General features: G+C 69.5%; 25 protein-coding genes. 9 read left to right on the forward strand and 16 right to left on the reverse strand.

Annotated elements, in window-relative coordinates; all coding sequences use genetic code 11:
* From G5C66_RS15800 to G5C66_RS15810, 3 genes are all read right to left on the reverse strand, one after another.
* Positions 1 to 1,590, reverse strand: a 1,590-nt coding sequence (locus G5C66_RS15800; protein ID WP_165111924.1) for a serine/threonine protein kinase, incomplete at its 3' end; no start/stop codon positions are given.
* Between the two features lie 44 nt (positions 1,591 to 1,634).
* A complete protein-coding gene (locus G5C66_RS15805) occupies positions 1,635 to 2,807 on the reverse strand; it encodes a DUF1214 domain-containing protein (RefSeq protein WP_165111925.1) in 1,173 nt (390 codons plus the stop codon).
* Positions 2,804 to 3,688, reverse strand: a complete 885-nt coding sequence (locus G5C66_RS15810; protein ID WP_165111926.1) for a TIGR03619 family F420-dependent LLM class oxidoreductase — start codon at positions 3,686 to 3,688, stop codon at positions 2,804 to 2,806. The genes G5C66_RS15805 and G5C66_RS15810 overlap by 4 nt, the downstream gene beginning before the upstream one ends.
* A 46-nt stretch (positions 3,689 to 3,734) precedes the next feature.
* On the opposite strand from G5C66_RS15810, the gene G5C66_RS15815 reads away from it, so the two are divergent.
* A complete protein-coding gene (locus tag G5C66_RS15815) occupies positions 3,735 to 4,223 on the forward strand; it encodes a nitroreductase/quinone reductase family protein (protein ID WP_165111927.1) in 489 nt (162 codons plus the stop codon).
* An 8-nt stretch (positions 4,224 to 4,231) separates the two neighbouring features.
* Positions 4,232 to 4,663 (forward strand): nuclear transport factor 2 family protein, encoded by a 432-nt coding sequence (locus tag G5C66_RS15820; RefSeq protein WP_165111928.1) that lies wholly within the window; start codon positions 4,232 to 4,234, stop codon positions 4,661 to 4,663.
* On the opposite strand, the gene G5C66_RS15825 is transcribed toward G5C66_RS15820, so the two are convergent.
* A complete protein-coding gene (locus tag G5C66_RS15825; RefSeq protein ID WP_165111929.1) occupies positions 4,660 to 5,049 on the reverse strand; it encodes a winged helix-turn-helix transcriptional regulator in 390 nt (129 codons plus the stop codon). The two genes, G5C66_RS15820 and G5C66_RS15825, sit on opposite strands and share 4 nt — an antisense overlap.
* 63 nt (positions 5,050 to 5,112) lie before the next feature.
* On the opposite strand from G5C66_RS15825, the gene G5C66_RS15830 reads away from it, so the two are divergent.
* Positions 5,113 to 5,844 (forward strand): SDR family NAD(P)-dependent oxidoreductase, encoded by a 732-nt coding sequence (locus tag G5C66_RS15830; protein WP_241248580.1) that lies wholly within the window; start codon positions 5,113 to 5,115, stop codon positions 5,842 to 5,844.
* A gap of 61 nt (positions 5,845 to 5,905) precedes the next feature.
* Here the strand turns inward: G5C66_RS15830 and G5C66_RS15835 are convergent, their stop codons facing one another.
* The 6 genes from G5C66_RS15835 to G5C66_RS15860 form a co-directional block, all read right to left on the reverse strand.
* A complete protein-coding gene (locus G5C66_RS15835; RefSeq protein ID WP_165111930.1) occupies positions 5,906 to 6,427 on the reverse strand; it encodes a hypothetical protein in 522 nt (173 codons plus the stop codon).
* A 224-nt stretch (positions 6,428 to 6,651) separates the two neighbouring features.
* On the reverse strand, positions 6,652 to 7,422 hold the full coding sequence (pcaD, locus tag G5C66_RS15840) for a 3-oxoadipate enol-lactonase (RefSeq protein ID WP_165111931.1): 771 nt from the start codon (positions 7,420 to 7,422) through the stop codon (positions 6,652 to 6,654).
* A gap of 117 nt (positions 7,423 to 7,539) precedes the next feature.
* Positions 7,540 to 8,121 (reverse strand): hypothetical protein, encoded by a 582-nt coding sequence (locus G5C66_RS15845; RefSeq protein ID WP_165111932.1) that lies wholly within the window; start codon positions 8,119 to 8,121, stop codon positions 7,540 to 7,542.
* Positions 8,122 to 8,272: 151 nt separating this feature from the next.
* Positions 8,273 to 9,352 (reverse strand): ferredoxin--NADP reductase, encoded by a 1,080-nt coding sequence (locus G5C66_RS15850; RefSeq protein WP_165111933.1) that lies wholly within the window; start codon positions 9,350 to 9,352, stop codon positions 8,273 to 8,275.
* Positions 9,342 to 9,647 (reverse strand): hypothetical protein, encoded by a 306-nt coding sequence (locus tag G5C66_RS15855; protein ID WP_165111934.1) that lies wholly within the window; start codon positions 9,645 to 9,647, stop codon positions 9,342 to 9,344. The genes G5C66_RS15850 and G5C66_RS15855 overlap by 11 nt, the downstream gene beginning before the upstream one ends.
* The gene (locus tag G5C66_RS15860; protein ID WP_165111935.1) at positions 9,647 to 10,816 is read right to left on the reverse strand and encodes a 3-ketosteroid-9-alpha-monooxygenase, oxygenase component; all 1,170 of its coding nucleotides are present in this window, start codon (positions 10,814 to 10,816) and stop codon (positions 9,647 to 9,649) included. The genes G5C66_RS15855 and G5C66_RS15860 overlap by 1 nt, the downstream gene beginning before the upstream one ends.
* Before the next feature lie 72 nt (positions 10,817 to 10,888).
* Between G5C66_RS15860 and G5C66_RS15865 the strand changes: the two genes are divergently transcribed.
* The 4 genes from G5C66_RS15865 to G5C66_RS15880 all read left to right on the forward strand — a co-directional run bounded on the left by G5C66_RS15865 (position 10,889) and on the right by G5C66_RS15880 (position 15,387).
* Entirely contained in the window at positions 10,889 to 12,091 is a 1,203-nt protein-coding gene (locus tag G5C66_RS15865) for an acyl-CoA dehydrogenase family protein (protein WP_165111936.1), read from the forward strand.
* Positions 12,092 to 12,165: 74 nt separating this feature from the next.
* Entirely contained in the window at positions 12,166 to 13,242 is a 1,077-nt protein-coding gene (locus G5C66_RS15870; RefSeq protein WP_165111937.1) for an acyl-CoA dehydrogenase family protein, read from the forward strand.
* Positions 13,243 to 13,366: 124 nt separating this feature from the next.
* On the forward strand, positions 13,367 to 13,618 hold the full coding sequence (locus tag G5C66_RS15875; RefSeq protein WP_165111938.1) for a hypothetical protein: 252 nt from the start codon (positions 13,367 to 13,369) through the stop codon (positions 13,616 to 13,618).
* A gap of 530 nt (positions 13,619 to 14,148) precedes the next feature.
* Positions 14,149 to 15,387, forward strand: a complete 1,239-nt coding sequence (locus tag G5C66_RS15880; protein ID WP_165111939.1) for an HNH endonuclease signature motif containing protein — start codon at positions 14,149 to 14,151, stop codon at positions 15,385 to 15,387.
* Between the two features lie 185 nt (positions 15,388 to 15,572).
* Here the strand turns inward: G5C66_RS15880 and G5C66_RS15885 are convergent, their stop codons facing one another.
* Complete coding sequence (locus G5C66_RS15885; RefSeq protein ID WP_165111940.1) at positions 15,573 to 16,010, reverse strand: DUF6234 family protein; 438 nt, start codon at positions 16,008 to 16,010, stop codon at positions 15,573 to 15,575.
* Positions 16,011 to 16,103: 93 nt separating this feature from the next.
* Here G5C66_RS15885 and G5C66_RS15890 point away from each other — a divergent pair, with 93 nt between their 5' ends.
* A complete protein-coding gene (locus tag G5C66_RS15890) occupies positions 16,104 to 16,616 on the forward strand; it encodes a hypothetical protein (RefSeq protein ID WP_165111941.1) in 513 nt (170 codons plus the stop codon).
* Here G5C66_RS15890 and G5C66_RS15895 read toward each other — a convergent pair.
* The 4 genes from G5C66_RS15895 to G5C66_RS15910 all read right to left on the reverse strand — a co-directional run bounded on the left by G5C66_RS15895 (position 16,558) and on the right by G5C66_RS15910 (position 20,834).
* A complete protein-coding gene (locus tag G5C66_RS15895; RefSeq protein WP_165111942.1) occupies positions 16,558 to 17,079 on the reverse strand; it encodes a hypothetical protein in 522 nt (173 codons plus the stop codon). The genes G5C66_RS15890 and G5C66_RS15895 overlap by 59 nt on opposite strands.
* Positions 17,072 to 17,902, reverse strand: coding sequence for an alpha/beta fold hydrolase (locus tag G5C66_RS15900; protein ID WP_165111943.1), 831 nt, complete (start codon positions 17,900 to 17,902; stop codon positions 17,072 to 17,074). Before G5C66_RS15900 ends, G5C66_RS15895 begins: the two co-directional genes overlap by 8 nt.
* Before the next feature lie 176 nt (positions 17,903 to 18,078).
* Positions 18,079 to 19,188 (reverse strand): NAD(P)H-dependent flavin oxidoreductase, encoded by a 1,110-nt coding sequence (locus tag G5C66_RS15905; protein ID WP_206444179.1) that lies wholly within the window; start codon positions 19,186 to 19,188, stop codon positions 18,079 to 18,081.
* Positions 19,185 to 20,834, reverse strand: coding sequence for an acyl-CoA synthetase (locus G5C66_RS15910; RefSeq protein WP_165111944.1), 1,650 nt, complete (start codon positions 20,832 to 20,834; stop codon positions 19,185 to 19,187). The genes G5C66_RS15905 and G5C66_RS15910 overlap by 4 nt, the downstream gene beginning before the upstream one ends.
* Before the next feature lie 48 nt (positions 20,835 to 20,882).
* Between G5C66_RS15910 and G5C66_RS15915 the strand changes: the two genes are divergently transcribed.
* A complete protein-coding gene (locus tag G5C66_RS15915) occupies positions 20,883 to 21,689 on the forward strand; it encodes a crotonase/enoyl-CoA hydratase family protein (protein WP_165111945.1) in 807 nt (268 codons plus the stop codon).
* Here G5C66_RS15915 and G5C66_RS15920 read toward each other — a convergent pair.
* A complete protein-coding gene (locus G5C66_RS15920; protein ID WP_165111946.1) occupies positions 21,676 to 22,293 on the reverse strand; it encodes a cytochrome b in 618 nt (205 codons plus the stop codon). The two genes, G5C66_RS15915 and G5C66_RS15920, sit on opposite strands and share 14 nt — an antisense overlap.
* Positions 22,294 to 22,384: the final 91 nt, after the last annotated feature.

Below are 22,384 nucleotides of genomic sequence, written 5' to 3' on the forward strand. Positions count from 1 at the left end.
GGGTGGCGGTGGGCCGGGTGGCGCCGCCCGCAGCGCGGCCTCGTAGGCGGCCACCTCTCGGTCCATGGCCGCGATCGCCATGGTGGCGGTCATCGGCTGCTGCGTACGCCGCTTGCCACGGTGGCCGTCCTCCTCCGGCAGCCCGGCCAGCGCTGCCCGCAGCTCTGCCGTCCGTCGCTGTGCGGCCTGGTGCTTCGCGACCAGCGGCGACAGCTCGCTCTTGCCCGTGCCGTGCACCTGGTCGAGCACTCCGCTCGCCACGTCGCCGTGAGCGTGCTGACGGGCATCGATGCGTACGTGCCTGCTACGAGCGGCATAGGTCTCGTCGTGCTCGGTGAGCCACTCGATGCGCTCCTGGACCTTCCTCAGGAAGGTCGACCGGCCACTGCCAGGAAGGCCTTGGACGGCGACCGAGATCGGGAGCTGGGTGTGCGCGGAGGCGAGCAGGCGGGCCAGCCGGTCGACGTCGGAGCGGTGTCCGAGGACGTCCTCGTCGGTCTGCTCCGGGATCGGCGCCGGCTCGATCGTGGGCTGGCTCACGGCACCGTCGGCAGGGCCGATCACAGGGCCGATCACAGGGCCGATCACAGGGCCGGTGACGATCGGCACCTCGGCGGTGTCCTCCTCTCCAGGCGCCTCGGGCTCCGCTAGGACCGGCTCGGGCGCGACCGCGGTGGCCTCGGGGACCTCATGCACCTCAGGAGCTCCAGGCGCCTCGACGATCTCGTCCGCCGGCTCCCGCATCTCCGCGAGCGGGGTGACCGGAAGCCCGAGCTCCTCCTCGACCGCCTGGAGCGCCTTGGCGAAGTCGGCGGCACTCCAGTGCCGCCCGGCGCGACGCTTGAACATCGCCTTGCGCAGCGCCGCCTCGAACGAGGCCGGGACGTCGGCGCGGTCGATGGGCACCGGCTCGTGCTCCCGGATCCGCTCCGAGAGCGCCTGAGGGCCACCGGAACCGCCCTCGAACGGCGTACGTCCGGCCAGCAGCGTGTAGCAGGTCGCGGCCAGGCTCCAGATGTCTGCCCAGGCACTCGGCTCGGGCGGCTCCGCGAGCATCTCCGGCGCCATCCACGGCAGCGAGGTCGACTCGATGCCGGCAGCACGTCCGGCCGAGGAGAGCGCCCCGAAGCCGGCCAGCTGTGGTTCCCCGGCACCGGTCAGGAGGATGTTCGCGGGCTTCACGTCGCCGTGCAGGATCCCGTGGCGAGCGGCGACGTCGAGCGCACCGGCGATCTTGATCGTGATGCTCAGCGCCTCCGCGACGGGCAGCCGCCCGCTCGTCCAGCGCTTCTGCAGGTCACCGCCGGAGCGATGGTCCATGACCACGAAGCTGCGATCGTCGTCGGAGACACCGACGGCGTGCAGCGGTAGCACGTGCGGATGCGCGGAGAGCTCGGCGACCTCCTTGGTCTCCCTGGCGAGTGCGTCCTGGACCTCGGCGCTGAGCCGGTCCTTCCAGACCTTGACGGCGACGTCGACCTTCTCCTGCTGCCACTCGTAGAGGAGGAGCTCGGAGGATCCGCCCGCGCCGATCAGCGCGCGATGCCGGAAACCCGGGATCGTCGGTGGCTCGTGGTGGGGGCTGGCCATGGGCGGCAATCATAGGCGCCGTACGCCGTCGCGTCGCCTCCCCCTCAGCTCAGCATTCGGCGGGCAACCGCCCGCTGACGTGCGGCGATCCGTTCCGCATACCCCCCGGGGCTCAGCGTCTCCGTGTGCGGAAGCAGGTCGCGTACGTCGTCCAGGCCCACCTTGTGGACCACCGGCCCGTCGGCGGCGGTGAGGTCGCGTTCGAGCCGCTGCCAGCGCAGCATCAGGGACCCGGTGCGGTGGCCGGTGGCCTCGAGCCAGTTGGCGATCGGCTCGCCGTCCAGGGGCGGGCGCTCGGAGATGACGAAGCGCATCACGCCGTCCGGGTCGGTGACCGCCTGGGCCTTGGTGAGGCTGGTCTGGTGGGTCTCGTAGTCGGTCGAGGCGTACCAGTCGGAGCCGACCTGGAAGCCCTGGTAGGAACAGTCGTCGCAGCGCGGCACCTCCACCACGAGCGCCTCGTCCTCGGCCAGCTCGTAGTGACCGATCGAGGAGAACTGCGACTCCAGCCCGCCGGGCGTCCGGGCCGGGACGGTGAGCGTGTTGACCGGTTCCTGGTACTGGAAGAACTGCGGGAAGGCGAACCAGGTCTGGATCGAACCGGTCAGTGACCGGGCGGCGACCTCGTACTTCTTCCGGAGCAGGTCCTGGGTGAGCGGGCGGCGCGGCCGGCCGAGGGTGTCGGGTCGCTCGATGGTGATCGTGCCGCGAGTCTCGGTGTCCCAGTCGTTGAAGACCTCGCGCACGATCAGGGTCTTCGCGCCGGGCTCGGCCGTGTAGGTGAACTCGAAGGACCCGTCGTCCTCCACCTGGAGCTTGCGGTCGTCGAAGGCCATCAGGCTGGTCGCGGCGGCGTCCGCGGTGTAGGCGCCGCCCATCACCTGGAAGGAGAGGTCGGCGCTGGTCCCGCGACGGCCGCGGATGACGTACTCGACACCTTCCCGCAGGTAGGCGTTGAGATAGATGGCGTCGGGGTTGTCCAGGCCCTGCTTGGAGAACTGGTGGGTCGGGTTCACGAAGAGCGGCTGCTCGAGGTCGTAGTCGAACGCCGTCTGCATCGCCATCCGGATCCGGCCGGAGAGGTACTCGTAGCCCTCGAGCCGGTCCTGTTCCGTCCGGATGAACGGCGCGTTCGCGATCAGCTCCTCCGCCTCAGCGATCGCGTTCTGGAGCGGCTCGGTGAGGCCGTACGCCGCGCTGGGTTCCGGCGCGGTCATCCGTTCGCCTTGGCGATGATGTTCTCCGCGTACCACTCCAGGTGCTTGATCTTCTTCTCCAGCGGCTCGGGGTCGGCGCCCTTCACATACGGGTCGCGGAAGCCGACGATGCAGTCGGTCACGCCCTTGTCCTCGAGCCGCTTGATCCCGTCGAGGTCGTACGCGTCGTAGCTGATCACGTGGACCTCGAAGTCGTCGCGGGTGTCGCCCTCCTCGCGCCGGATCTCGGCCAGGCGCACCAGCAGGCGGTCGAGCTCCTCGCCGTCACCGCCGGCGTGCATCCAGCCGTCGCCCTTGAGGACCGCGCGACGGAGGGCGGCGTCGGCATGGCCGCCGACGAGGAGCGGGATCTTCTCGGTCGGCGCCGGGCGCTGCTGGAGCGGGGCGAACTCGTAGAACTCGCCGGAGTAGCCGAAGAAGTCACCGCTCGGGTCGGTCAGGCCGCGCAGGATGTCCATGCACTCGTCCATCCGCTTGCCGCGGCGCTTCCAGTCGACGCCGAGGGCGGCGAAGTCCTCCGGCCACGGCGACAGGCCGACACCGAGCCCGAGCCGGTTGCCGGAGAGGAAGGCGAGGCTCGAGGCCTGCTTGGCGGCCAGCACGGGCGGGCGCACCGGCAGCTTCACCACGAACGGCGTCAGGCGCAACGTCTCGGTCACCGCGAACAGGTGGGCGCACAGGATGAAGGCCTCGATGAACTCCTTGCCCTGCAGGAACTCCCGGTCGCCGGTGTCGGTGTAGGGGTAGGTGGAGTCGGACTCCTCGGGGTAGATCAGGCTGTCGGCCACGGTCATGCTGGTGTAGCCCGCCGCCTCCGCCGCCTGGGCCAGCGGTGCGTAGTAGTCGGCCTGCGTCATTGCCTCGGCATAGGTGAAGCGCATGAGCCAACACTAGAACGTGTTCTAGGTTTCTGCCAGAGTGTTCGTCATGTCTCCTTCGCCTGACCGTCCTCCGGGCCTGGACTCGCCGCTGACGGCGAGGATCATCAAGTACGGCGCCCGCGCCAACACCGCGCTGTTCAAGCTGACCAACGGCCGGGTCGGCGGTCGGTGGCGGGTGATGGCGGGTTGGCGCAAGCCCGCCCCCGTCCTCCTCCTGGAGCACATCGGGCGGAAGTCGGGCAGCACCTTCACCACTCCCCTGCTCTTCATGACCTCGGGCGACGATCTCGTGGTCGTCGGCTCCCAGGGCGGGCTGCCCAAGGACCCCCAGTGGGTCGCCAACCTGCGCGCTCACCCCGATGTCGCCGTCCGCCTCCCCCGCCGGGGCCGCCGGCTCGTCCGGGCTCGTGTCGCCGACCCTGCGGAGCGGGCCGCCCTGTGGCCGCGGCTGCTGGAGACGTACGCGGACTTCGAGACGTACCAGACCTGGACCGACCGGGAGATCCCGGTCGTCGTCCTCTCACCTCGCACCTAGGAGATTCCGTGGACCTTCAAGAGCTGAGCGACCGAGCCGAGATCGCCGACGCCCTCACCCGCTACACGCTCGCCGTCGACACCGGCGACTGGGACGCGCTCGACACCGTCTTCACCCCCGACGCCGTCATCGACTACTCCGAGTCCGGCGGCACCGTCGACGCGTACCCGCAGGTCAAAGCCTGGTTGGCGGAGATGCTTCCGGCCTTCTCCAGCAAGCGGCTCCACACCGTCGGCCAGATCTCGTACGCCTTCTCCGACTCGGCCGACGAGGCGGAGATCGTCGCCTACTTCGACAACCCCATGGTCATCTCCGACGGCGCCGGCGGCGAACGCGTCGTCGAGGTAGGCGGCCTCTACCGCCACACCTTCGTCCGTACGCCCGACGGCTGGCGCTCCCGCAAGCTCCACGAGCAGGTCGTCTGGACCCGGGGGTTCTAAGCGGCCGTCCCCCGCACCACCCAGTCCGCGAGCCCGGCGAGCGGCACCAGCAGCTCCCGGCCGCGGTCGCTCAACGCGTACTCAACACCCGGCGGCACCGTCGGGAACACCGTGCGCGTCACGATCCCCTCGTCCTCGAGGACCCGCAGGATCCGGGTCAGCATGCGCTGGCTGATCCCCTCGACCCGGCGACGCAGCTCGTTGTAGCGGTGCGGACGCTCGGCGAGCATCATCATCACCAGCAGAGTCCACTTGTCGCCGAGCATCTGCAGTGTCTGGGTGACCGGACATGCCTCGTACTCCTCGGCCGGGACGAGCGCCGGCAGCCCAGGTCCCAGAGCCACGCTCACGATGTGCTGGGGCACATCGCTGTTCCCATCTGACATTGAAGTGCCTTCTTCCGCGAGCGCCGCCGGACGGCGAGGGTTGCTGTCATCAGCAACCTATCCATGAGGGAGAAGAAGATGAGCACGATCGCGGTCCTGGGCGCCGGCCCTGGCCTCGGCATGTCGGTGGCGCAGAGGTTCGCGAAGGAGGGGTACGCCGTCGGGCTGGTCTCGCGCAGCTCGGATCGCCACCCGGGCTACCTGGAGACCCTGGCACCCACCGGCGTACGCACCGTCGCGGTCGCGGCCGACCTCCGAGCCCCCGGGGAGGCCGCCCGTGCCCTCACCGAGATCACCTCGGAGCTGGGCCCGGTCGACGTCGTCTACCACGGCTCCGGCGCCCACGACCTGAGCGCGCCGTCGGTCGGGATCCTCGAGACCGGCCCGGCCGACATCCGCCGTGCCGTCGCCGAGACCGTCGAGCCCGCCGCTGAGGTCGCCTCCCTCGTCCTGCCCGCGATGCGCTCCCGCGGCAGCGGCTCCCTGGTGTACGTCTCCGGAGTCAGCGCCCTCGTCCCGCTCCCGTTCCTCGGCCCCTACGCCCCGGCTTCCGGAGCCCTGCGGACCTACGCCCGCACCCTGGCCGCCGCGGTCGCCGAGGACGGGATCCATGTCGGCTCGCTCGTCGTCGGCGGCCTGATCGAGCGCGGCGACATCCACCAGATGCTCACCGAACCCGGCGTGCCCGCCCCGTACGCCACCCTCGACCCCGACGAGGTCGCCGCCGCGGTCTGGCGCCTCGCCGCCGGAGAAGAGGTCGAGGTCGTCTTCGACGTCCTCTCGCAACACGGCTGAGGTCACCGCCAAACAGGTCTTCTGGGTACGCGGGTTCTCAGTGCGGCGCGCGAGGCCCGACTCAGGACGCCGAGTGATCCATCGTTGCGGCGAGGACCCAGAGGCCAAGTGCGGTCGGGGCCAAGGTCGTCCACGTCGCGGCCAGCTCCGATTCGCCCGAAGACAGGCCGAGCCCGACGAGCGTCACCATCGGCGCGAGCGCAGTCGCGATCGACGCGGCCGACCAGAAGCGTCGTGGTTTCGTCGACAGCGGAACCAGCACGGACAGCGCCCCCAGCAGCATCACCAGGCAGAGGATCACCGTGAGGATCAGTCCGGCGAACACGACGACATGGGAGGTGTGGCTTCCGAAATCGGCATCCGGGTTGCTGACGAGGACCTTGCCGTACGCCAGCCCGGACCAGATCGCCTTGACGTCCCGGTGGTCCTGCCCTGTCGAGTCGTCGATGCTGACCAGCACCGGAGCTGACAGGGACACGACCAACAGGATCAGCGCTCCGACTGCCTGTGTCGCGCGCAGACGATGGTCCTGCGTCGCCACGGTGCGCTCGACAGACGTGACCGGCTCGCTCGTGTTCGCCACCCTGCAAAGTTAAACCGCTGAGCGGCAACCAGCCGGACGCAGCATCGGCGAGTCTTCGTCAGGCTTCCGCGCTGGCGAGGAAGACGTACTCGTTGCCCGGGCGGTCGGGGCATCGCGTACCTCACGCACGGCGAAAGCATGGGCGTCGGGTTCTCGCATCAGAGCCGAACCTAGACAGGTCGCGCGGTGGGCCGCACCTGGTTATCCGGTGACGGCCGCTCCGGTCAGGTCGACCGGAGATGCTCGACGATGGCGCGGGTGATGGTCCCCGGCTGCTGGGCGTTGGCCAGGTGGGCCGAGTCGGGGACGACCAGCAGACGGCCGTCCTCGACCGCCTCGGCGATCTCCTCGAGATGAGGCGGCGGGGTGGCGGGGTCGTCGGCCCCCGCGATGGCGAGGGTCGGTGCGGTGATCGCGGGCAGGTCGGGGCGCAGGTCCATGGCGGCGATGACCTCGCAGCAGCCGGCGTACCCCTCGGCCGGGGTGGCGGCGACCATCGCCTCGCAGGACGCCTTCACGTCGGGGGCGGCCTCGAGGAAGCCCGGCGTGAACCACCGCGCGACGACCGCCTCGGCGACGGCCCGGGTGCCATCGGCACGCACGGTGGCCGCCCGATCGCGCCAGGCGGAGGACGGCGCCAGATGGGCACCGGTGCAGAGGAGCACGAGCCGGTCGACGCGTTCCGGCTCGCGCGCGGCGAGCCGCATCCCGGTCATGCCGCCGAGCGAGAGGCCCACGAAGTGGGCCCGCTCGACACCCAGGCGGTCCAGGAGGGCGACGACGTCGTCGACCAGGTCGTCGATCGTGTAGGGACTGGCGGGCACGGGCGAGGCGCCGTGCCCGCGGGTGTCGTAGCGGACCACTCGGAAGTGGCGCTCGAGGTTGGCCAGGTTCTCGTCCCACATCGCGTGGGTCGACCCCAGCGAGTTGGAGAGCACGACCACCGGGCCGTCGGCCCGGCCGGTGACGACGTGGTGGACGTCGACCGCGTTCACGACGGGAGGGCTTCACAGGTGGCGTCCATGCCCGAGAATCTAGGATCACCGACGCGGGGTTGTGAAGTATCGATCTGCCAGGCATTGATACGCCTGGCGTATCAAGCCAGCGGAGCGTCAGCCGAGACCGGGGCGCGCGTGCAGACCGCCGCCGGACTCGTAGAGCAGACCCTTGTCCTTGATGAGCTGACCCGCGGCGGCCAGGATCGGGCTGTCGCCGACGGCGGAGCCGGCCATCGAGGTGATCGCCTCGAACATCTTGACCGCAGCCTCGTCGACGGCGGGCCAGTTCCACTCCGAAGGGGCGGGGCCGATCGGCTCGACGGCGTGCCAGCGAGCCGCGCGGGCCTCCGCCATGGTGGTCAGCGTGCTCCAGCCGAGGCCACCGAGGCCGACGACGCCACCGAAGTTGAGGCCGATCAGGCCCCAGCCGTTGCACTGGTACTCGTAGGCCGAGGGGCCGAACTCGGACTCGTCCAGCTCGACCCGGGTGATCACCGGCTCGGGGCCGGTGTTGGGAGCGTAGAGCTTGAACGCAGGCCGGGCCGCGAGCAGCGAGGCCGATGCCGTCGTGGTGATCTCGCTCAACGGCTGGCCGGGCGCCGAATAGGCGTCGAAGACCCGGAAACCGAGGTCGAGGGCATAGCCGACGACGAACCGTCGGTCGTCCTGCGCGGCGTAGAAGTTGCGATTGAACACGGTGGGGGGAAACCTCGCTTGTGCCCCACCGACCACCCGTTGTGGTTCGCTACGGATGACCCGGTGGGATGTGGTTCGGGCAGCGCGACACTATCGCGCCAGGCACCTCGACCTGGCAACCGGTTGGTGATCTGTGTCTCTCGCGAGTCCCTCAGGAGTAGGTGCCGCGGACGGTGTCGGTCGTCGGCAGCGACTGGCAACCGAGCCGGATCCCGTCGTCGAGATCCTCCTGCTCGAGCACGTCGTTGCGCACCATCTTGACCTCGCCCTCGAGCAGCCGGAACGCGCATGCCGAGCACTCGCCCTCGCGACAGGAGTAGGGAGCCTTGACCCCCTTCGACTCGAGGAAGTCGAGCATCGGGGTGCCCGGGTCCCAGTCGTCGTACGTCGTCGTGGTGCCGTCGAGCTCGATCTCCAGCGTCACCGGCTGCTGGGCGACGCCGGTGCCGTCGACGCGATGTCCTGAGCTTGTCGAAGGGACCTCCGCCTCGGCCTCCTCGACCGGCGCGATGTCGCCGAACGGGTTGCCGCCCAGGGACGCGAACTTCTCCTGGTGGCGCCGCGCCCGCGGGAACTCCAGCTCCTTGAGCGCCGCGACGGTCGCCTTCATGAACGGCGCGGGACCACAGACGAACGCGTCGTACGTCAGGTGGTCGGCGGCGAACGCCTTGAGCTGCTCCCCGGTGGGCAGTCCCTGGACGGACTCGAGCCAGTGGACCACCTGGAGCCGGTCCGGGTGCTCGGCGGCGAGCCGCGCCCACTCCTCGGCGAAGATCACCGAGCGCTCGTCGCGGTTGGCGTAGAAGACCACGATCCGCCCTGTTCCCTCCCTCAGGGCGGATCGGGCGATCGAGATGATCGGGGTGACACCCGATCCGCCGGCGAAGAGCAGGAAGTCCGCATCGAGGTCGGCCGGGGTGAAGATCCCGCTCGGCGGGAGCACCCGGAGCGTGTCGCCGGGCCGGAGGTTGTCGCAGATCCAGTTGGACGCGTAGCCGTCGACGGTGCGTTTGACGGTCACCGTGAGCGGGTCGCCCGGGGCGCTCGAGAGCGAGTAGCAGCGGGCCGCCAGACCATCCCGGTCGCTGGGCACCGCGACGGTCAGGAACTGCCCCGGCTTCGGCTGGAAGGCGTGCTTCGCGTCCTCGGGGAGCTCGAAGACGATCGAGTGGGCCTCGGCGGTCTCCTTGACGACGTCGCGGACGGGCAGCAGGAAGGAGTCAGTAGCCATCCTCGGCTCCGATCTGGATCCGGCCGTCGGCGACGGCGGCTTCGATGGACGCGGCCAGACGAGGGCAGCGGGCGTGGACGAGCCGTGCGCCGTCGGCGGCAGCCTTGCGGCGTACGAGGTCCGGACACTGGGCCTGCGCCTCGGCCGTCCACTGGACGGAGGTCTGGTGCTCGCTGTTCTTCTTCACCCCGACACGCGCGAGGCAGTCCAGGCACTCCACCTCGACCAGACGGGCCTGGGTGTAGAGCCGCTGGTCCTCGACGGTGTCCTGGGACGTCGGGACGAACGAGGCCATCAACTGACCCCTGCGTCGCTCGACTCAGGGTTCTCGGCCTTCTCGGCCTCGATCCGGCGGAGGTTCTCGGCGACCTCCTCGTGCCAGTACTCGTTGGCCTTGGTGGTGTCGACCTCGAACTCGAAGCGGGCCCGCATCTCGGGCTCGATGTCGGCGACGTCGACGTAGAACTGCTCGTACCAGCGGCGCAGCTGGTAGACCGGGCCGTCCTCCTCGCACAGCAGCGGGTTCTGCACCGGCACCTTGTTCTGCCAGATGTGTACGTCCTGGAGGAACCCGTCGCCGAACATGTCGGCGTACTTCTTCCCGATGAAGTTGGCGGTCTTGTCGTCGAGTCCCTCGGGCTTCTTGACGGTGATGCCGTACTGCAGGAGGAACGAGTCCGGGCCCGTCGGGATGTGGCAGTTGATCAGGATCACCTCGGTCACGAAGCCCTTGTAGTCGACCTCGAGCCAGTTGATCATGTACGCCGGGCCGTAGTAGGTCGCCTCGGACTTCAGGAACATGTCAGCGTCGCCGTAGCCGCCGGCGACATCAGGCCGCCCCTTGGACGCCATGTACTGCGTCGCCATGTGGTCCTCGAAGACGTTGCGGAAGTCGGTCGGGAAGGCGAAGTGCACGTAGTAGAAGTGCGCCATGTCGACCACGTTGTCGATCAGCTCACGGCAGTGGCTGCCCTTGATCGGGACGGTGTTCCAGATCCAGTCGGTGTAGACCTCGCGGTTGCCGATGTCGGGCAGCTCCGGCGGCAGGATGTCGTAGTCGGCCTTCGATCCCTCGGGGTCGTGCCAGATCAGCAGGGAGTCGTTGCGGATCACGGTCTCGTACGCCTTCGTGCGGGCGCGCAGCGGGACGCGTCGGGCGTAGGGGATCTGCTTGCAGCGGCCGTCGGCGCCCCAGCGCCAGTCGTGGAACGGGCAACCGATCTCGTCGCCCTTCACGGTGCCCTGGGTGAGGTCGCCGCCCATGTGACGGCAGTAGCCGTCGAGCACGCCGAGCTCGCCCTTGCTGTTCTCCCAGACGACCAGCTTGCCGCCGAACGCCTCGACCGCGTGCGGCTTGCCGTCCTTGAACTGGCTGGCCAGGCCCAGACAGTGCCAACCGCGCGCGAAGCGCTCCGGCTGAGAGCCGTGATCGAGCGTGCGGGTCTGGGTGGTGGGGTCGGCCATTTTCGTACCTTCCGCTTTGGTCTTTCCAAGCTGAGCCTATTCAAAAACAAGAACCTGTTCTAGTTTTATCACATGCATGTGGCCTTGACACCCGCCCAGGAGCAACTTCGCTCAGAGCTCAACTCCTATTTCGCCCAGTTGGTCACGCCCGAGCGTCGCGCGGCGCTCGCGCGAGCGTCGGGTGAGTTCGGCGACGAGGCGGACAAGGAGGTCTACCTCTCGACCATCCGGCAGATCGGCGCGGACGGCTGGCTCGGGATCGGCTGGCCGAAGGAGTACGGCGGCCAGGACCGATCCATGGTGGAGCAGCTGATCTTCACCGATGCCGCCGCCGTGGCCGGGGTGCCGATCCCCTATCTCACGCTCAACACGGTCGGCCCGACGATCATGCGGTTCGGTACGCCGGAGCAGAAGGACTACTTCCTGCCGAAGATCCTTGCCGGTGAGCTGCACTTCTCGATCGGCTACTCCGAACCCGGCTCGGGGACCGACCTCGCGTCGCTGCAGACACGTGCCGTCCTCGACGAAGGCACGGGCGAGTGGGTGATCAACGGCCAGAAGATGTGGACCTCGCTGATCCAGTATGCGGACTGGATCTGGCTCGCCTGCCGGACGGAGCCGGAGGCGTCGCGCCACAAGGGACTGTCGATGATCCTGGTGCCGACGTCCTCCGAGGGGTTCTCCTATACGCCGGTCCAGACCGTGGCCGGCGTCGGCACCTCGGCGACCTACTACTCCGACGTACGCGTGCCCGCCTCGAACCTCGTCTCCTCGCGCGGCGGGGGTTGGGCACTGATGACCAACCAGCTCAACCACGAGCGCGTCGCTCTCACGTCAGCCGCACCACTAGTGCACTCGCTCGGGATGGTGAAGGAATGGGCGCGGGCCACCACGGTGCCGGGCGGCGGCCGGGTGATCGACGCCGAATGGGTCCAGCTCGCGCTGGGCCGGGCGCATGCCCGCATCGAGGCACTGTCACTGGTCAACTGGAAGCTCGCCTCCGACGCCGACCACGGGGTCGCCCTGTCGCCGGCCGAGGCGTCGGCGACCAAGGTGTACGGCTCGGAGCTGGCGACCGAGGTCTACCGGACGCTCATGGAGATCGTCGGCCCGCACGCCGGCCTGACCGCCGACTCCCCCGGCGCCGTGCTCGCCGGCCGCCTGGAGCGCTTCCACCGCTCGTCGCTGGTGATGACCTTCGGCGGCGGCACCAACGAGATCCAGCGAGACATCATCGGCTACGTGGGCCTCGGCCTCCCCGCCGCCAAGCGCTGACCCATCCATCCGTCGGTCGAGCCGCGAGCGCGAGCGAGCGTGTCGAGACCAACACAGTCGATTGCGAGAGCACTATGGACTTCTCCTTCACCACTGAATCCGACGACGCCGCCGAGCTCGCGGCCAAGATCATCGGCGACGCGACCACGCTCGAGCGGCTGCGTACGGTCGAGGCGGATGCCGGCGACCGCGGCCGCTTCGACACCTCTCTCTGGACCGCCCTCGGCGAGGCCGGCCTGCTCGGCCTCCACCTGCCGGACGACCAGAACGGCGCCGGGCTCGGGCTCGTCGAGCTGTGCCGCGTGCTCATCGAGGCCGGGCGACGGGTCGCTCCGGTGCCGCTGGCCGTGCACGGGCCGTGCGGGTTGCTGCTGGCCGAGACGGCGTCGGACGCCCTGGCCGGCGCCGCCGACGGGTCCCGGGTGCTGACGGCCGCGGTCGCCGAGGAGCACTCGCACCTGCCCGAATCCCCCACCGTCGTCGCCACTGGCGAGACGCTCTCCGGCGTGAAGACGCTGGTCAGGGCCGGGACGATCGCCGACGCGTTCCTGGTCACGGCCTCCTCCTCTGACGGCACCGTCGGGGTCTACCTGGTCGAGGCCACGGCCACAGGCGTCGACCGCCACGCCCAGCACACCAGCGACGGCGATGTCACCGCGCTCGTCTCGTTCGCCTCCGCGCCTGCCCGCCGGATCGGCGACGCTTCGACCGCCGACCGGTTGGGAGAGCTGCTGACCGTCGCCGCTGCCGCCGAGCTGCTGGGCGTCACCGAGGGCGCCCTCGAGCTCACCTCCTCCCACGCCAAGACCCGCGAGCAGTTCGGCCGCGCCATCGGCACCTTCCAGGCCATCTCCCAGCGGCTGGCCGACGGGTTCATCGACGTACTCGCCCAGCGGCTCACCCTCTGGCAGGCCGCCTGGCGGGTCTCGTCCGGCCTTCCCGCCGCCGACCAGGTCGCGGTCGCGAAACTCTGGGCCGCCGACGCCGCCCACCGCCTCGCTCACACGACCGTCCACGTCCACGGCGGGGTCGGGATCGACCTGGACGGCGAGGCGCATCGCTACTTCACCACCGCCAAGCGGTTCGAGTTCGTCTTCGGCGGGGCCACCGAGCAGGCCCTGAAGATCGGACGTACGTTCGCGGCGTCCTGACCTTGCGGCGATCCTGAGGGGCTCGGGTGTTTCACCCGAGCCCCTCTCGTCGTGGCGGTTCTCTGTGCTGTATCGCGGCAAGCGACCAGGCTGTGCGATAGCGCTTCGGTTTATCGAGCGTCGGATGTGCGCCGTCGCGGTCGCGATCGCCGGCGTCCTCTTCGTCCTCTACGAGGTGGCCGCTCCCCGCGCCGACGAGACCGCGCTCGACGGCGCGGCGGCCTGGGCCTCGGCCGGCTGGAGCATCGCTCACAGCAGCGCCATCGTGGCCCTCATCCTGATCCCCTCGGCTACAACGCGATCAGGGCTTCCTCGACAGCACAACGCACGAAAGGACCGCCAAGGCCATCGGCGAACGGGCCGTGACCGACAGTGACGCCAGCCTGACCGCTGTCGCCGTGTGACGCTCGGGCTCCCTTCCCCGCTGGAGCGCCGTCCAGCTCGCCGCTGGCCGCAGTTCGTGTGGGGGTCTGGATGTGTGTCCGTTTGTCTCGTGTCTGGGTTCCAGCGCGGGTGGGGCCAATACGTGGTCTGGGTTGGGAAGTTTAGCACCTGGGTGTGTCTGGGTTGGGTGCCATTCACCTGACTTGTCCGGGTTCCAGCGCGGTCTGGCTTTGGTTGGGGATACCTGTCCCTGACTGGGTTTACCTGATTGGGTTCGTTTGATTTTGCTTGGTGTGGTAGGCTCGGCCCAGGCGTAAACGTGAAGGCCGACCACCTCGAAAGAGGCGTGCCGCCGCACCCGGGACACATCGGGTGTGGGGTAATCCAGGGGAACCAGGGGCGTCAACGCTGAGCTGCGAGGGTAAGTAATAGCCCGTACTGCCGGGCCTCCAAGACCAGCGAACCAAACGGATCCGCGTGTGTGGATCCCGTGAGTTCGTACGTCGGGAGGTGACCGTTTCGATGACCACGCTGCAACAGCCCCACCCTGTGCTGGGAGCCGTGGTCGCGATCACCGGCGCCCTGGACGGTGTGGCGGATGCGAACCCGTCGTTCATGGGCACCGACCAGAAAGCCGCCACCCTGCTCGAGATCGCTAGGGCCAAAGCCCAGCTGGCCGAGCTCGAGCTCCGGGTGATCGCAAGCGCTGCCGATGTGGCCGCCGAGGAGGCCGCTCGGGATGTGGCGGCCTGGTTGCATCACCACACCCACCAGCGCCCCGAGACCCTACGGGCCGACCTCCGACTCGCGACTGCACTGGACCGCACCTACGGCCTGGTCGCCGCAGCGATGCGAACCGGTGCCTGCAACCCCGCCCAGGCACACGTCATCGTGGCAGCCCTCGACGACCTCCCGTCCGATCTGGACCCCGACATCAAGACGCGGGCCGAGGAAACCCTGGTCGGCTATGCGGCTCAGTTCGACCCCACCCAGCTCCGCCGGCTCGGGCGCCGGATCCTCGACGTCATCGCCCCCGAGATCGCCGAAGCCGAAGAAGCCCGACGCCTCGCCGCCGAGGAGGCCCACGCCCGGAGGAAGACCCGGCTGAGCATGCACCGCCTCGGCGATGGCACCACCCGCATCACGGCGATCGTCCCGGACGCAGCAGCGGACCGGCTGGCCACCAACCTGGAGGCCTTCGCCTCACCCAGGCGCGAGGACGGCACCCACACCGACACCGGCGACTACCTGCCCTACGACCGACGCCTCGGGCGTGCGTTGTGCCAGCTGCTCGAAACCCTCGACCCGGGCAGGCTGCCCATCCATGGCGGGGACGCGACCACGGTGATCGTGACCATCGACCTCGACCAGCTCCGCAAAGAGGCCGGCATCGCCCAGATCATCGGCGGCAGCCCGATCACCGCTGCCCAGGCTCGGCGGCTGGCCTGCACCGCCAACATCCTCCCCGCCGTCCTCGGCGGCGACTCCGAGGTCCTCGACCTCGGCCGCAACCAACGCCTCTTCACCGCCGCCCAACGCCGGGCCCTCCTCCTTCGCTCAGCCACCTGCGAAGCCGAAGGCTGCGACATCCCGGGCACCTGGGCAGAGGCCCATCACTGGATCGCCTGGGCTCAGGGAGGTGCGACCGACCTCCACAACGCCGCACTCCTCTGCAGCCATCACCACCACCGCGCACACGACCCCACCTACACCCACGAACGCCTCCCCAACGGCGACATCCGCTTCACCCGACGCACATAGACCACCGATCACAACGACCCACCTCACGGTCGAGCACACGACACCCACGTGCCCTGCCGATTCGGCGCGTCTGCCCCACGCCACGGCATCGAGTCGGCGCGTTTGTCCCGCGTGTCTGGAAGCGTGTCCTGGCCGCTCCCCTTGCGTGCGGCAGTTGCGCCGACTCGGGGCCGTAGGCCGAGGCGTCAGCCTCCGACGCACTCGTCGTTGTCGCCGCCGGAGTAGCAGGGCGGAGCGCCGTAGCCGTCGTGGTCGCGTTCCGGCACCGGCAGGTCGACCGCCCCCGGGATGTAGCAAAGCACGAGGATCGCGGCTCCGCCGACGACCAGCAGCGCCTGCCAGATCGTCGTGAGCACTCGACGTCGGCGGTTGAGCAGGTGGACCACCACACCTGCCGCCAGGGCGAGGATCGCGATCGTGCCCCAGACCCGGTAGGCCGCCACGTTCGACGGCAGCACCTGCGGCTGGTCGCCGAAGAAGACCAGGTAGACGTCCAGCCAGTTGGATGCCAGGTTCCCCATCGCGACGAGGGCCACGCCCGATGCGAGAACTGTGGCGGCAGGAGCCCAGGGCACCCGACTGATGCGCCGCAGCGTCAGGATCGGGCGGTGGAAAGCGAGCATGCCACGAGTCTGGCGGCCCTGGAGTGCGGCGTGATGAGTCTGCGTACTCAACTCCTTGACCTTCAGGCCGGTCGAAACCCCAGGATCGCGGACATGACCGCAACGCCTGCTGTTGATCCGACGATGGACGCCATCACGGCTGCCGTGACCCTCGGCCACGAAGGAGACGTCGCCCGAGCGCGGGAGGAGCTGCTCGCCATCTGGACGGACCTCGGCGTCCTCGGCGACCCGCTCCACCGGTGCACGCTCGCGCACTACCTCGCCGACCTCTACTCGGACCCGGCTGTGGCGCTGATCTGGGACGTACGCGCCCTCGACGCCGCCGACGCCCTCACCGACCAGCGGGCGCAGGAGCACGACGCGAGCCTGCGGGTTGCCGGGTTCTACCCGAGTTTGCACCTCAACATCGCCGACAACCTCCGTCGGCTGGGCGCCTTCGCGGCGGCCGGCGAACACATCGGCAAGGCCGAGGAGCGTGCCGCGGGGCTTCCGCCCGGGGCGTACGGCGACATGATCCGTCGGGCGATCCAGGGTGTCGGCGAAGCGATCACGGCTCGGGACACCGCACCCCGGCCGACGTCGCCGTCCGCCGGCGCGACCGCGTAGGGACCGCGGCGGCGAGCCAGACCGATACCGCTGCCGCGACCGCTGTGACCGCCGGCCAGAGCCACCACGGGACCGAACCCGGCAGCAGCTGACCGATCAAGAGGAATCCGACCACGGAGAGCGGCAGCGTGATCAGGACTGCCAACCAGGCGCGCTCGAACCCGGATGCGCCGAGCGCCAGGCCCATGGTCGTCAACGGCATCACCACCACGACCGTGAGCAGCACGACGGCTGCGAAGAAGACCGCGGCAAGCACCGCCCCCAGCGCCCCGAACCCGCCCGCGAGCGCGTCGCCCACCGCGGATCCGGTGTCTGCCTCCTCCACCTCGATGAATCGACCGAAGAAGGTGACCGCCGGGGAGAACAGCAGGTCCATCAGCCCGATCCCCGCCGACGCACCGGCCGCGGCGGTGACACCTCCGACTGTCGCGTGGCGCGCCACCCGGCGTGGGCCGTCACTCACGCCGATCCGCCTTCGCGATCGTCGAGAGGATCGCGTCCGCTGCAGCCCGGGGCGCCTTGGTCGGGATCCAGTGGGTGACCCCGGGGAGCTCGATGAACTCGTAGGGACCGGTGACGGAGTTCTCGTTGCCCTCCAGCGCGGTGCGGCCGATGGCGACGTCGCGGTCGCTCCAGAGCATCGTCGTCGGGACGGACACCCGGCCGACACGCGGGGCGAGGAAGAGCGCGCGGTACCAGCCAAGTCCTCCGGGGAGCGCGCCGTAGTCGACGATCTCCTTGCGGAACCGCTCGATGTCCTCGTCGTTCCAGCCGCTCCCCCGCATCATCCGCTCCATCCGGCCGTCGCGACCGGCGACGAGCTCGGGGACGAACGGGATGTTGAAGAAGGCCATGTAGGCGGACCTACGTCGCTGCGGACCCTTCATCGACCGCGCGAACGGGACCGGGTGCGGCACCGACATCGCGGTCCAGCTGCGCACCAGGTCGGGCCGCTTGGCGGCCACTCCCCAGCCGACCGCACTCCCCCAGTCGTGCCCGGCCAGGTGCACCGGACGACCGATCTCGTCGATCAGTGCCACCACGTCCTCGACCAGGGTACCGGCTCCATAGCCCAGACGCGTACGCGGCCGGGCACCCGGGGAGTAGCCGCGCTGGTCCGGGGCGAGGGTCCGGAAGCCCGCCTCGTGGAGGATCGGCGACACCTCGCGCCAGCAGGTCGCCCGCTCCGGGAAGCCGTGCAGGAGCACGACCGGGTCGCCGTCGGCGGGGCCCGAGTCGATCACGTCGAAGGTCAGGCCGTCACGTACGTAGCTCGAGATCGTCACTCGCCCATCCTGTCAGGGCCGTCCCCTCTCAGGGGCGGGGTTGCGGTGTGCGCTAGCGGCGCCGGCGACCATTGTGTGCGATAGTGCGACGCCGTAAGGCGAATCGGCATGCAGGCATGCGACGAGGCGCCGGCTCGGAAGACCGAGCCGGCGCCTCGCGGCGGTGGTGCGGGGCGTCAGCCCTGAGAGATCGCGTCCAGGCGCTTGACCGTGGCCTCGAACTCGGCGATCAGGTCCGCCATCACCTCGGCGACGGAGCGCACCTCGTTCATCCGGCCGACGATCTGCCCCACCGGCATCGCGACGACATCTGGATCACCGGCGGCGTTGATGCGGTTGTGGGCGTCGGAGACGAGCAGGTTCTGCAGCGGCATCGGCAGCGGCGCGGGCGATTCCTCGGCCTCCCAGGCGTCGGTCCACTTCGACTTCAGGAGCCGGGCGGGCTTTCCGGTGTAGATCCGCATCCGGCGGGTGTCGGCGGAGGTCGCGCGGGTGAAGGCGGTCTCCCAGCCGGCGTGGGTGTTGAGGTTGCGGTACTCCGACGTGCCGAGCCAGATCGACCCTGTCCAGACGCCCTGAGCGCCGAGTGCCAGGGACGCGGCGATCTGCCGGCCGGAGCCGATCCCACCGGCGCCCAGCACCGGTACGTCCGGCCCGACCGCGTCGACGATGTCGGGCTGGAGCACCATCGAGGCGATCTCGCCGGTGTGCCCGCCGGCCTCGTAGCCCTGGGCGACGATGATGTCGACGCCGTTGGAGACGTGCGAGACCGCGTGCTTCGGGGCGCCCGCGAGCGCGGCCACCTTGATCCCGTGCTCGTGCGCCTTCTCGATCACGTCGTTGGGTGGGGTGCCGAGCGCGTTGGCGATCAGCACCGGGCGGTGCTGCAGCGCGACGTCGACATGTGAGCGCGCGGTCGAGTGCAGCCAGCCGAGCACCCCCTCGCGCCCTTCCCCCTCCGGCAGCGGCGGCACACCCAGCGAGAGCAGCGTCTTGTCGACCCACTCGGTGTGCTCCGCCGGGATGTAGGCGGACAGGTCGGTCGAGGTGCCCTCGGTCGGCACCTTCATCGGCATGACGACGTCGACGCCGTACGGCTTGCCGTCGGTGTTCTCGTCCATCCAGGTGAGCGTGCGGTCGAGCTCCTCGGCGTCGTTGAAGCGTACGCAGCCCAGCACACCCAGCCCACCGGCCTTGGAGACCTCGGCGGCGACGTGCTCGGACGGGGTGAAGGCGAAGATCGGGTAGTCGATCCCGAAGGCCTCGCACAAAGGCGTACGGATCATGCTGGTGCTCCTTCTGCGTCGGGGTCGGTGGCGGCCGCCTGGGTGGCGAGCGCGATCTCCTTGGCCTTGGGGTACTGCGCCTTGCCCGTGGCGTTGCGGGGCACCTCGTCGACGATGGTCAGCGCTCGCGGCAGCTTGTAGCCGGACAGGTGCGCCCGCAGGAACGTACGCAGCCCCTCGAGCTCGAGGGTCGCGCCCGGTCGCGGCTGGACGACCGCCGCGACGGCCTGCCCGTAGCGCTCGTCCGGGATCCCGACGACGAGCGTGTCGTAGACGTCGGGGTGCGCCTTGATCGCCGCCTCGACCTCCTCGGGGTAGACCTTCTCCCCGCCGGTGTTGATGCAGTTGGAGCCGCGGCCGAGGAGGGTGAGCCGGTTGTCGGTCTCGACCCGCGCATAGTCGCCCGGGATCGCGTAACGCTCGCCGTCGATCTCGACGAAGGTCTTCGCCGACTTCTCCGGGTCCTTGTAGTAGCCGACCGGGACGTGGCCCTTGCGAGCGGTGCGGCCGATCTTGCCGACATCCTTGGCGAGGTCCAGAGGATGCCCGTCGTCGCCGATCACCGCGGTGTGCGGGCCTGCGGTGACCACCGGACCGTCGGTCGACAGAGCCGAGGCGTCCTGCAGACCCGTGCCCTGGAACCCGGTCTCGGTCGACCCGACGGAGTCGGTGAAGACCGCGTTCGGGAACGCCTTCATCCAGCGCTCCTTGACCGACTTGGAGAAGATCGCGGCGCTGGAGGCGATGGCGAACAGCGACTGCCCGTCGAATCCTCCGGCCTCGTACGCGTCGATGAGCGGCACCGCCATGGCGTCGCCGGTCATGAACATCATCTGGACCTTCTCGCGGTCGACGATCTCCCAGGTGCGTACCGGGTCGAACTTGGGCTCCAGGATGGTCACCTGGCCGGCGAAGAGGTGCATGAGCAGCGAGGCCTGGGCCCCGCCGTGCATCAGCGGGCTGAGCGGCAGCGTGATGAGCCCGTCGCCCGCGGCCTGCTTGGACTGGTCGTACTCCTCGAGCGGCACACCGGTCATGAAGTCGATGCCGCCGCCGAGCACGCGCCAGAAGTCCTCGTGGCGCCACATCACGCCCTTGGGGAAGCCGGTGGTGCCGCCGGTGTAGATGACGTGGATGTCGTCAGGGCTGCGCTCGCCGAAGTCGCGGGCGTCGGACTGCCCGGCCTGCGCCTCCTTCAGGGTGACGCCGCCGAACGGGCTCAGGTCGGAGTCGTCGTCGGGCTCCAGCGGGTTGGGGACCGCGACGAACGTCGTCAGCCCCGGCAGCTTGGGGGCGACCTCGGCAACCAGCGGCGCGTAGACGCGGTCGTGGACCAGCGCCTTGAGGTCGGCGTTCTCGAAGAGGTACTCCAGCTCGCCGGTGACGTAGCGGTAGTTCACGTTGATCGCGACGGCACGGATCTTGAGGATGGCGAGGAGAGCGATGACGTGCTCGACGGAGTTCTTGGAGTAGAGCCCGACGTGATCACCCTTCCCGATCCCCTGGCTCGCCAGGTAGTGGGCCAGCTTGTTGGACTCACGCTCGAGCTCGGCGTAGGTCACTTTGCGGTCGCCGACTTGGACCGACACCTTCTCGGGCGCGGCGTCGACGGCGTGTTCGAAGAGGTCAGCAAGGTTCAGCGCCATGAGTGCGAGACTAGAACACGTTTCAGTTTTCCGCTAGGGTCTGGTGTTATGCCGATCACAGAAACTTCTGCCGAGGCGCCGCACGCGATCGTCGAGCAGGACGGCCACAAGCTCGTCGTCACCATGAATCGTCCCGAGCGCCGCAACGCCCTCTCCTCCGAGATGCTGCGGATCATGGAGGACGCGTGGGACCGGGTGAACTCCGACCCGGAGATCCGGGTCTGCATCCTGACCGGTGCCGGCGGCTACTTCTGTGCCGGGATGGACCTGAAGAAGGCAGACGAGAAGCCGCCCTCGGAGTCGTTCGAGGAGGGCTTCGACCCATCGGTGATCAAGGGTCTCCTCAAGGGCTTTCGGCTCACCAAGCCGCTGATCGCGGCCGTCGAGGGACCTGCGATCGCCGGCGGAACCGAGATCCTGCAGGGCACCGACATCCGAGTGGCCGGCGAGTCCGCCAAGTTCGGCGTCGCCGAGGCTCGGTGGTCGCTCTACCCGATGGGCGGCTCCGCGGTCCGTCTCCCCCGCCAGATCCCCTACACCGTCGCCGCCGAGCTGCTCCTGACCGGACGTACGTTGAAGGCGCCCGAGGCCAAGGAACTCGGCCTGATCGGCCACGTCGTCCCCGACGGCACCGCGCTCGAGAAGGCGCACGAGCTCGCCGACATGATCGCGGCCAACGGGCCGCTCGCGGTCCAGGCGATCCTCCGCACGATGCGCGACTCCGAGGGCAAGCACGAGGAGGAGTGCTGGGCAGACGACGCCAAGGTCGGCGCTGCGGTCTTCGCCTCCGAGGACGCCAAGGAGGGCCCGAAGGCCTTCCTGGAGAAGCGGAAGCCGGAGTTCAAGGGGCGCTGACGCCACCCGAGCCCGGCAGCATCCGGGGAAGCAGGCCGCGACTCAGCACCAGCAGCAGATGGGCGCCGAGTGCGACGAAGAACGCGATGTGGGCTGCCACGTGCAGCGCGACCAGGTCGTCGGAGACCGCCACCAACGCCAGGCCGGTGATCGGGACGACGAACATCAGCGTCAGCAGCGCCCGCTCGGTGACATGGGCGACGCGGCGGTCGGTCCCGGACAGGCGCGGTGACCACGGCGGCAACGGGGCGATCATGCGCCAACCCACCCGGAGGCCACCGAGCAGCAGGATCGCCAGGCCGAGCAGGACGTGCACCTCAGGAAGGCTGATGCCATCCACACCGATGCCACCGCCCCACACGTCGGACCAGGCAGCGTCGAGCGGGTCGGCCTCGCGGGCCTCGCAGGCGTCCTCGATCCGGTCCAGGCGCTCGTCCTCGGCGTCGGAGGTGTCGCCACCGCTGCGGTCCTCCCCCGGCGGGTCGCAGTCGGTGTCGGTCGACATGGTGTAGCCAACCACGAACTGCAGCGCGAAGACGGCGACGGTCAGCCAGTGCAGGGTCTTGGTGACGACCCCATAGCCCGTTGCCGTCGCGTCTGACATCGCAGCCAGGGTAGCGAGCCCGCCGGGTGCCCGACGGCCGATCGAGGAAACGCCGAGCCCGCATCTGTCGTATCGCCGGTAGTCCGATCGT

The sequence above is a fragment of the Nocardioides turkmenicus genome (assembly GCF_011045035.1).
Taxonomy (GTDB): domain Bacteria; phylum Actinomycetota; class Actinomycetes; order Propionibacteriales; family Nocardioidaceae; genus Nocardioides; species Nocardioides turkmenicus.

What these genes read in the sequence shown, in the direction of transcription:
- G5C66_RS15810 (WP_165111926.1), bottom strand. Translation starts at nt 3,688, where the DNA reads ATGCGCTTCACCTATGCCGAGGCAATGACGCAGGCCGACTACTACGCA.
- G5C66_RS15890 (WP_165111941.1), top strand. Translation starts at nt 16,104, where the DNA reads ATGACCGCAACGCCTGCTGTTGATCCGACGATGGACGCCATCACGGCT.
- G5C66_RS15885 (WP_165111940.1), bottom strand. Translation starts at nt 16,010, where the DNA reads ATGCTCGCTTTCCACCGCCCGATCCTGACGCTGCGGCGCATCAGTCGG.
- G5C66_RS15855 (WP_165111934.1), bottom strand. Translation starts at nt 9,647, where the DNA reads ATGGCCTCGTTCGTCCCGACGTCCCAGGACACCGTCGAGGACCAGCGG.
- G5C66_RS15850 (WP_165111933.1), bottom strand. Translation starts at nt 9,352, where the DNA reads ATGGCTACTGACTCCTTCCTGCTGCCCGTCCGCGACGTCGTCAAGGAG.
- G5C66_RS15920 (WP_165111946.1), bottom strand. Translation starts at nt 22,293, where the DNA reads ATGTCAGACGCGACGGCAACGGGCTATGGGGTCGTCACCAAGACCCTG.
- G5C66_RS15915 (WP_165111945.1), top strand. Translation starts at nt 20,883, where the DNA reads ATGCCGATCACAGAAACTTCTGCCGAGGCGCCGCACGCGATCGTCGAG.
- G5C66_RS15805 (WP_165111925.1), bottom strand. Translation starts at nt 2,807, where the DNA reads ATGACCGCGCCGGAACCCAGCGCGGCGTACGGCCTCACCGAGCCGCTC.
- G5C66_RS15815 (WP_165111927.1), top strand. Translation starts at nt 3,735, where the DNA reads ATGTCTCCTTCGCCTGACCGTCCTCCGGGCCTGGACTCGCCGCTGACG.
- G5C66_RS15905 (WP_206444179.1), bottom strand. Translation starts at nt 19,188, where the DNA reads ATGATCCGTACGCCTTTGTGCGAGGCCTTCGGGATCGACTACCCGATC.
- G5C66_RS15910 (WP_165111944.1), bottom strand. Translation starts at nt 20,834, where the DNA reads ATGGCGCTGAACCTTGCTGACCTCTTCGAACACGCCGTCGACGCCGCG.
- G5C66_RS15870 (WP_165111937.1), top strand. Translation starts at nt 12,166, where the DNA reads ATGGACTTCTCCTTCACCACTGAATCCGACGACGCCGCCGAGCTCGCG.
- G5C66_RS15875 (WP_165111938.1), top strand. Translation starts at nt 13,367, where the DNA reads ATGTGCGCCGTCGCGGTCGCGATCGCCGGCGTCCTCTTCGTCCTCTAC.
- G5C66_RS15880 (WP_165111939.1), top strand. Translation starts at nt 14,149, where the DNA reads ATGACCACGCTGCAACAGCCCCACCCTGTGCTGGGAGCCGTGGTCGCG.
- G5C66_RS15830 (WP_241248580.1), top strand. Translation starts at nt 5,113, where the DNA reads ATGAGGGAGAAGAAGATGAGCACGATCGCGGTCCTGGGCGCCGGCCCT.
- G5C66_RS15865 (WP_165111936.1), top strand. Translation starts at nt 10,889, where the DNA reads ATGCATGTGGCCTTGACACCCGCCCAGGAGCAACTTCGCTCAGAGCTC.
- G5C66_RS15860 (WP_165111935.1), bottom strand. Translation starts at nt 10,816, where the DNA reads ATGGCCGACCCCACCACCCAGACCCGCACGCTCGATCACGGCTCTCAG.
- G5C66_RS15825 (WP_165111929.1), bottom strand. Translation starts at nt 5,049, where the DNA reads ATGTCAGATGGGAACAGCGATGTGCCCCAGCACATCGTGAGCGTGGCT.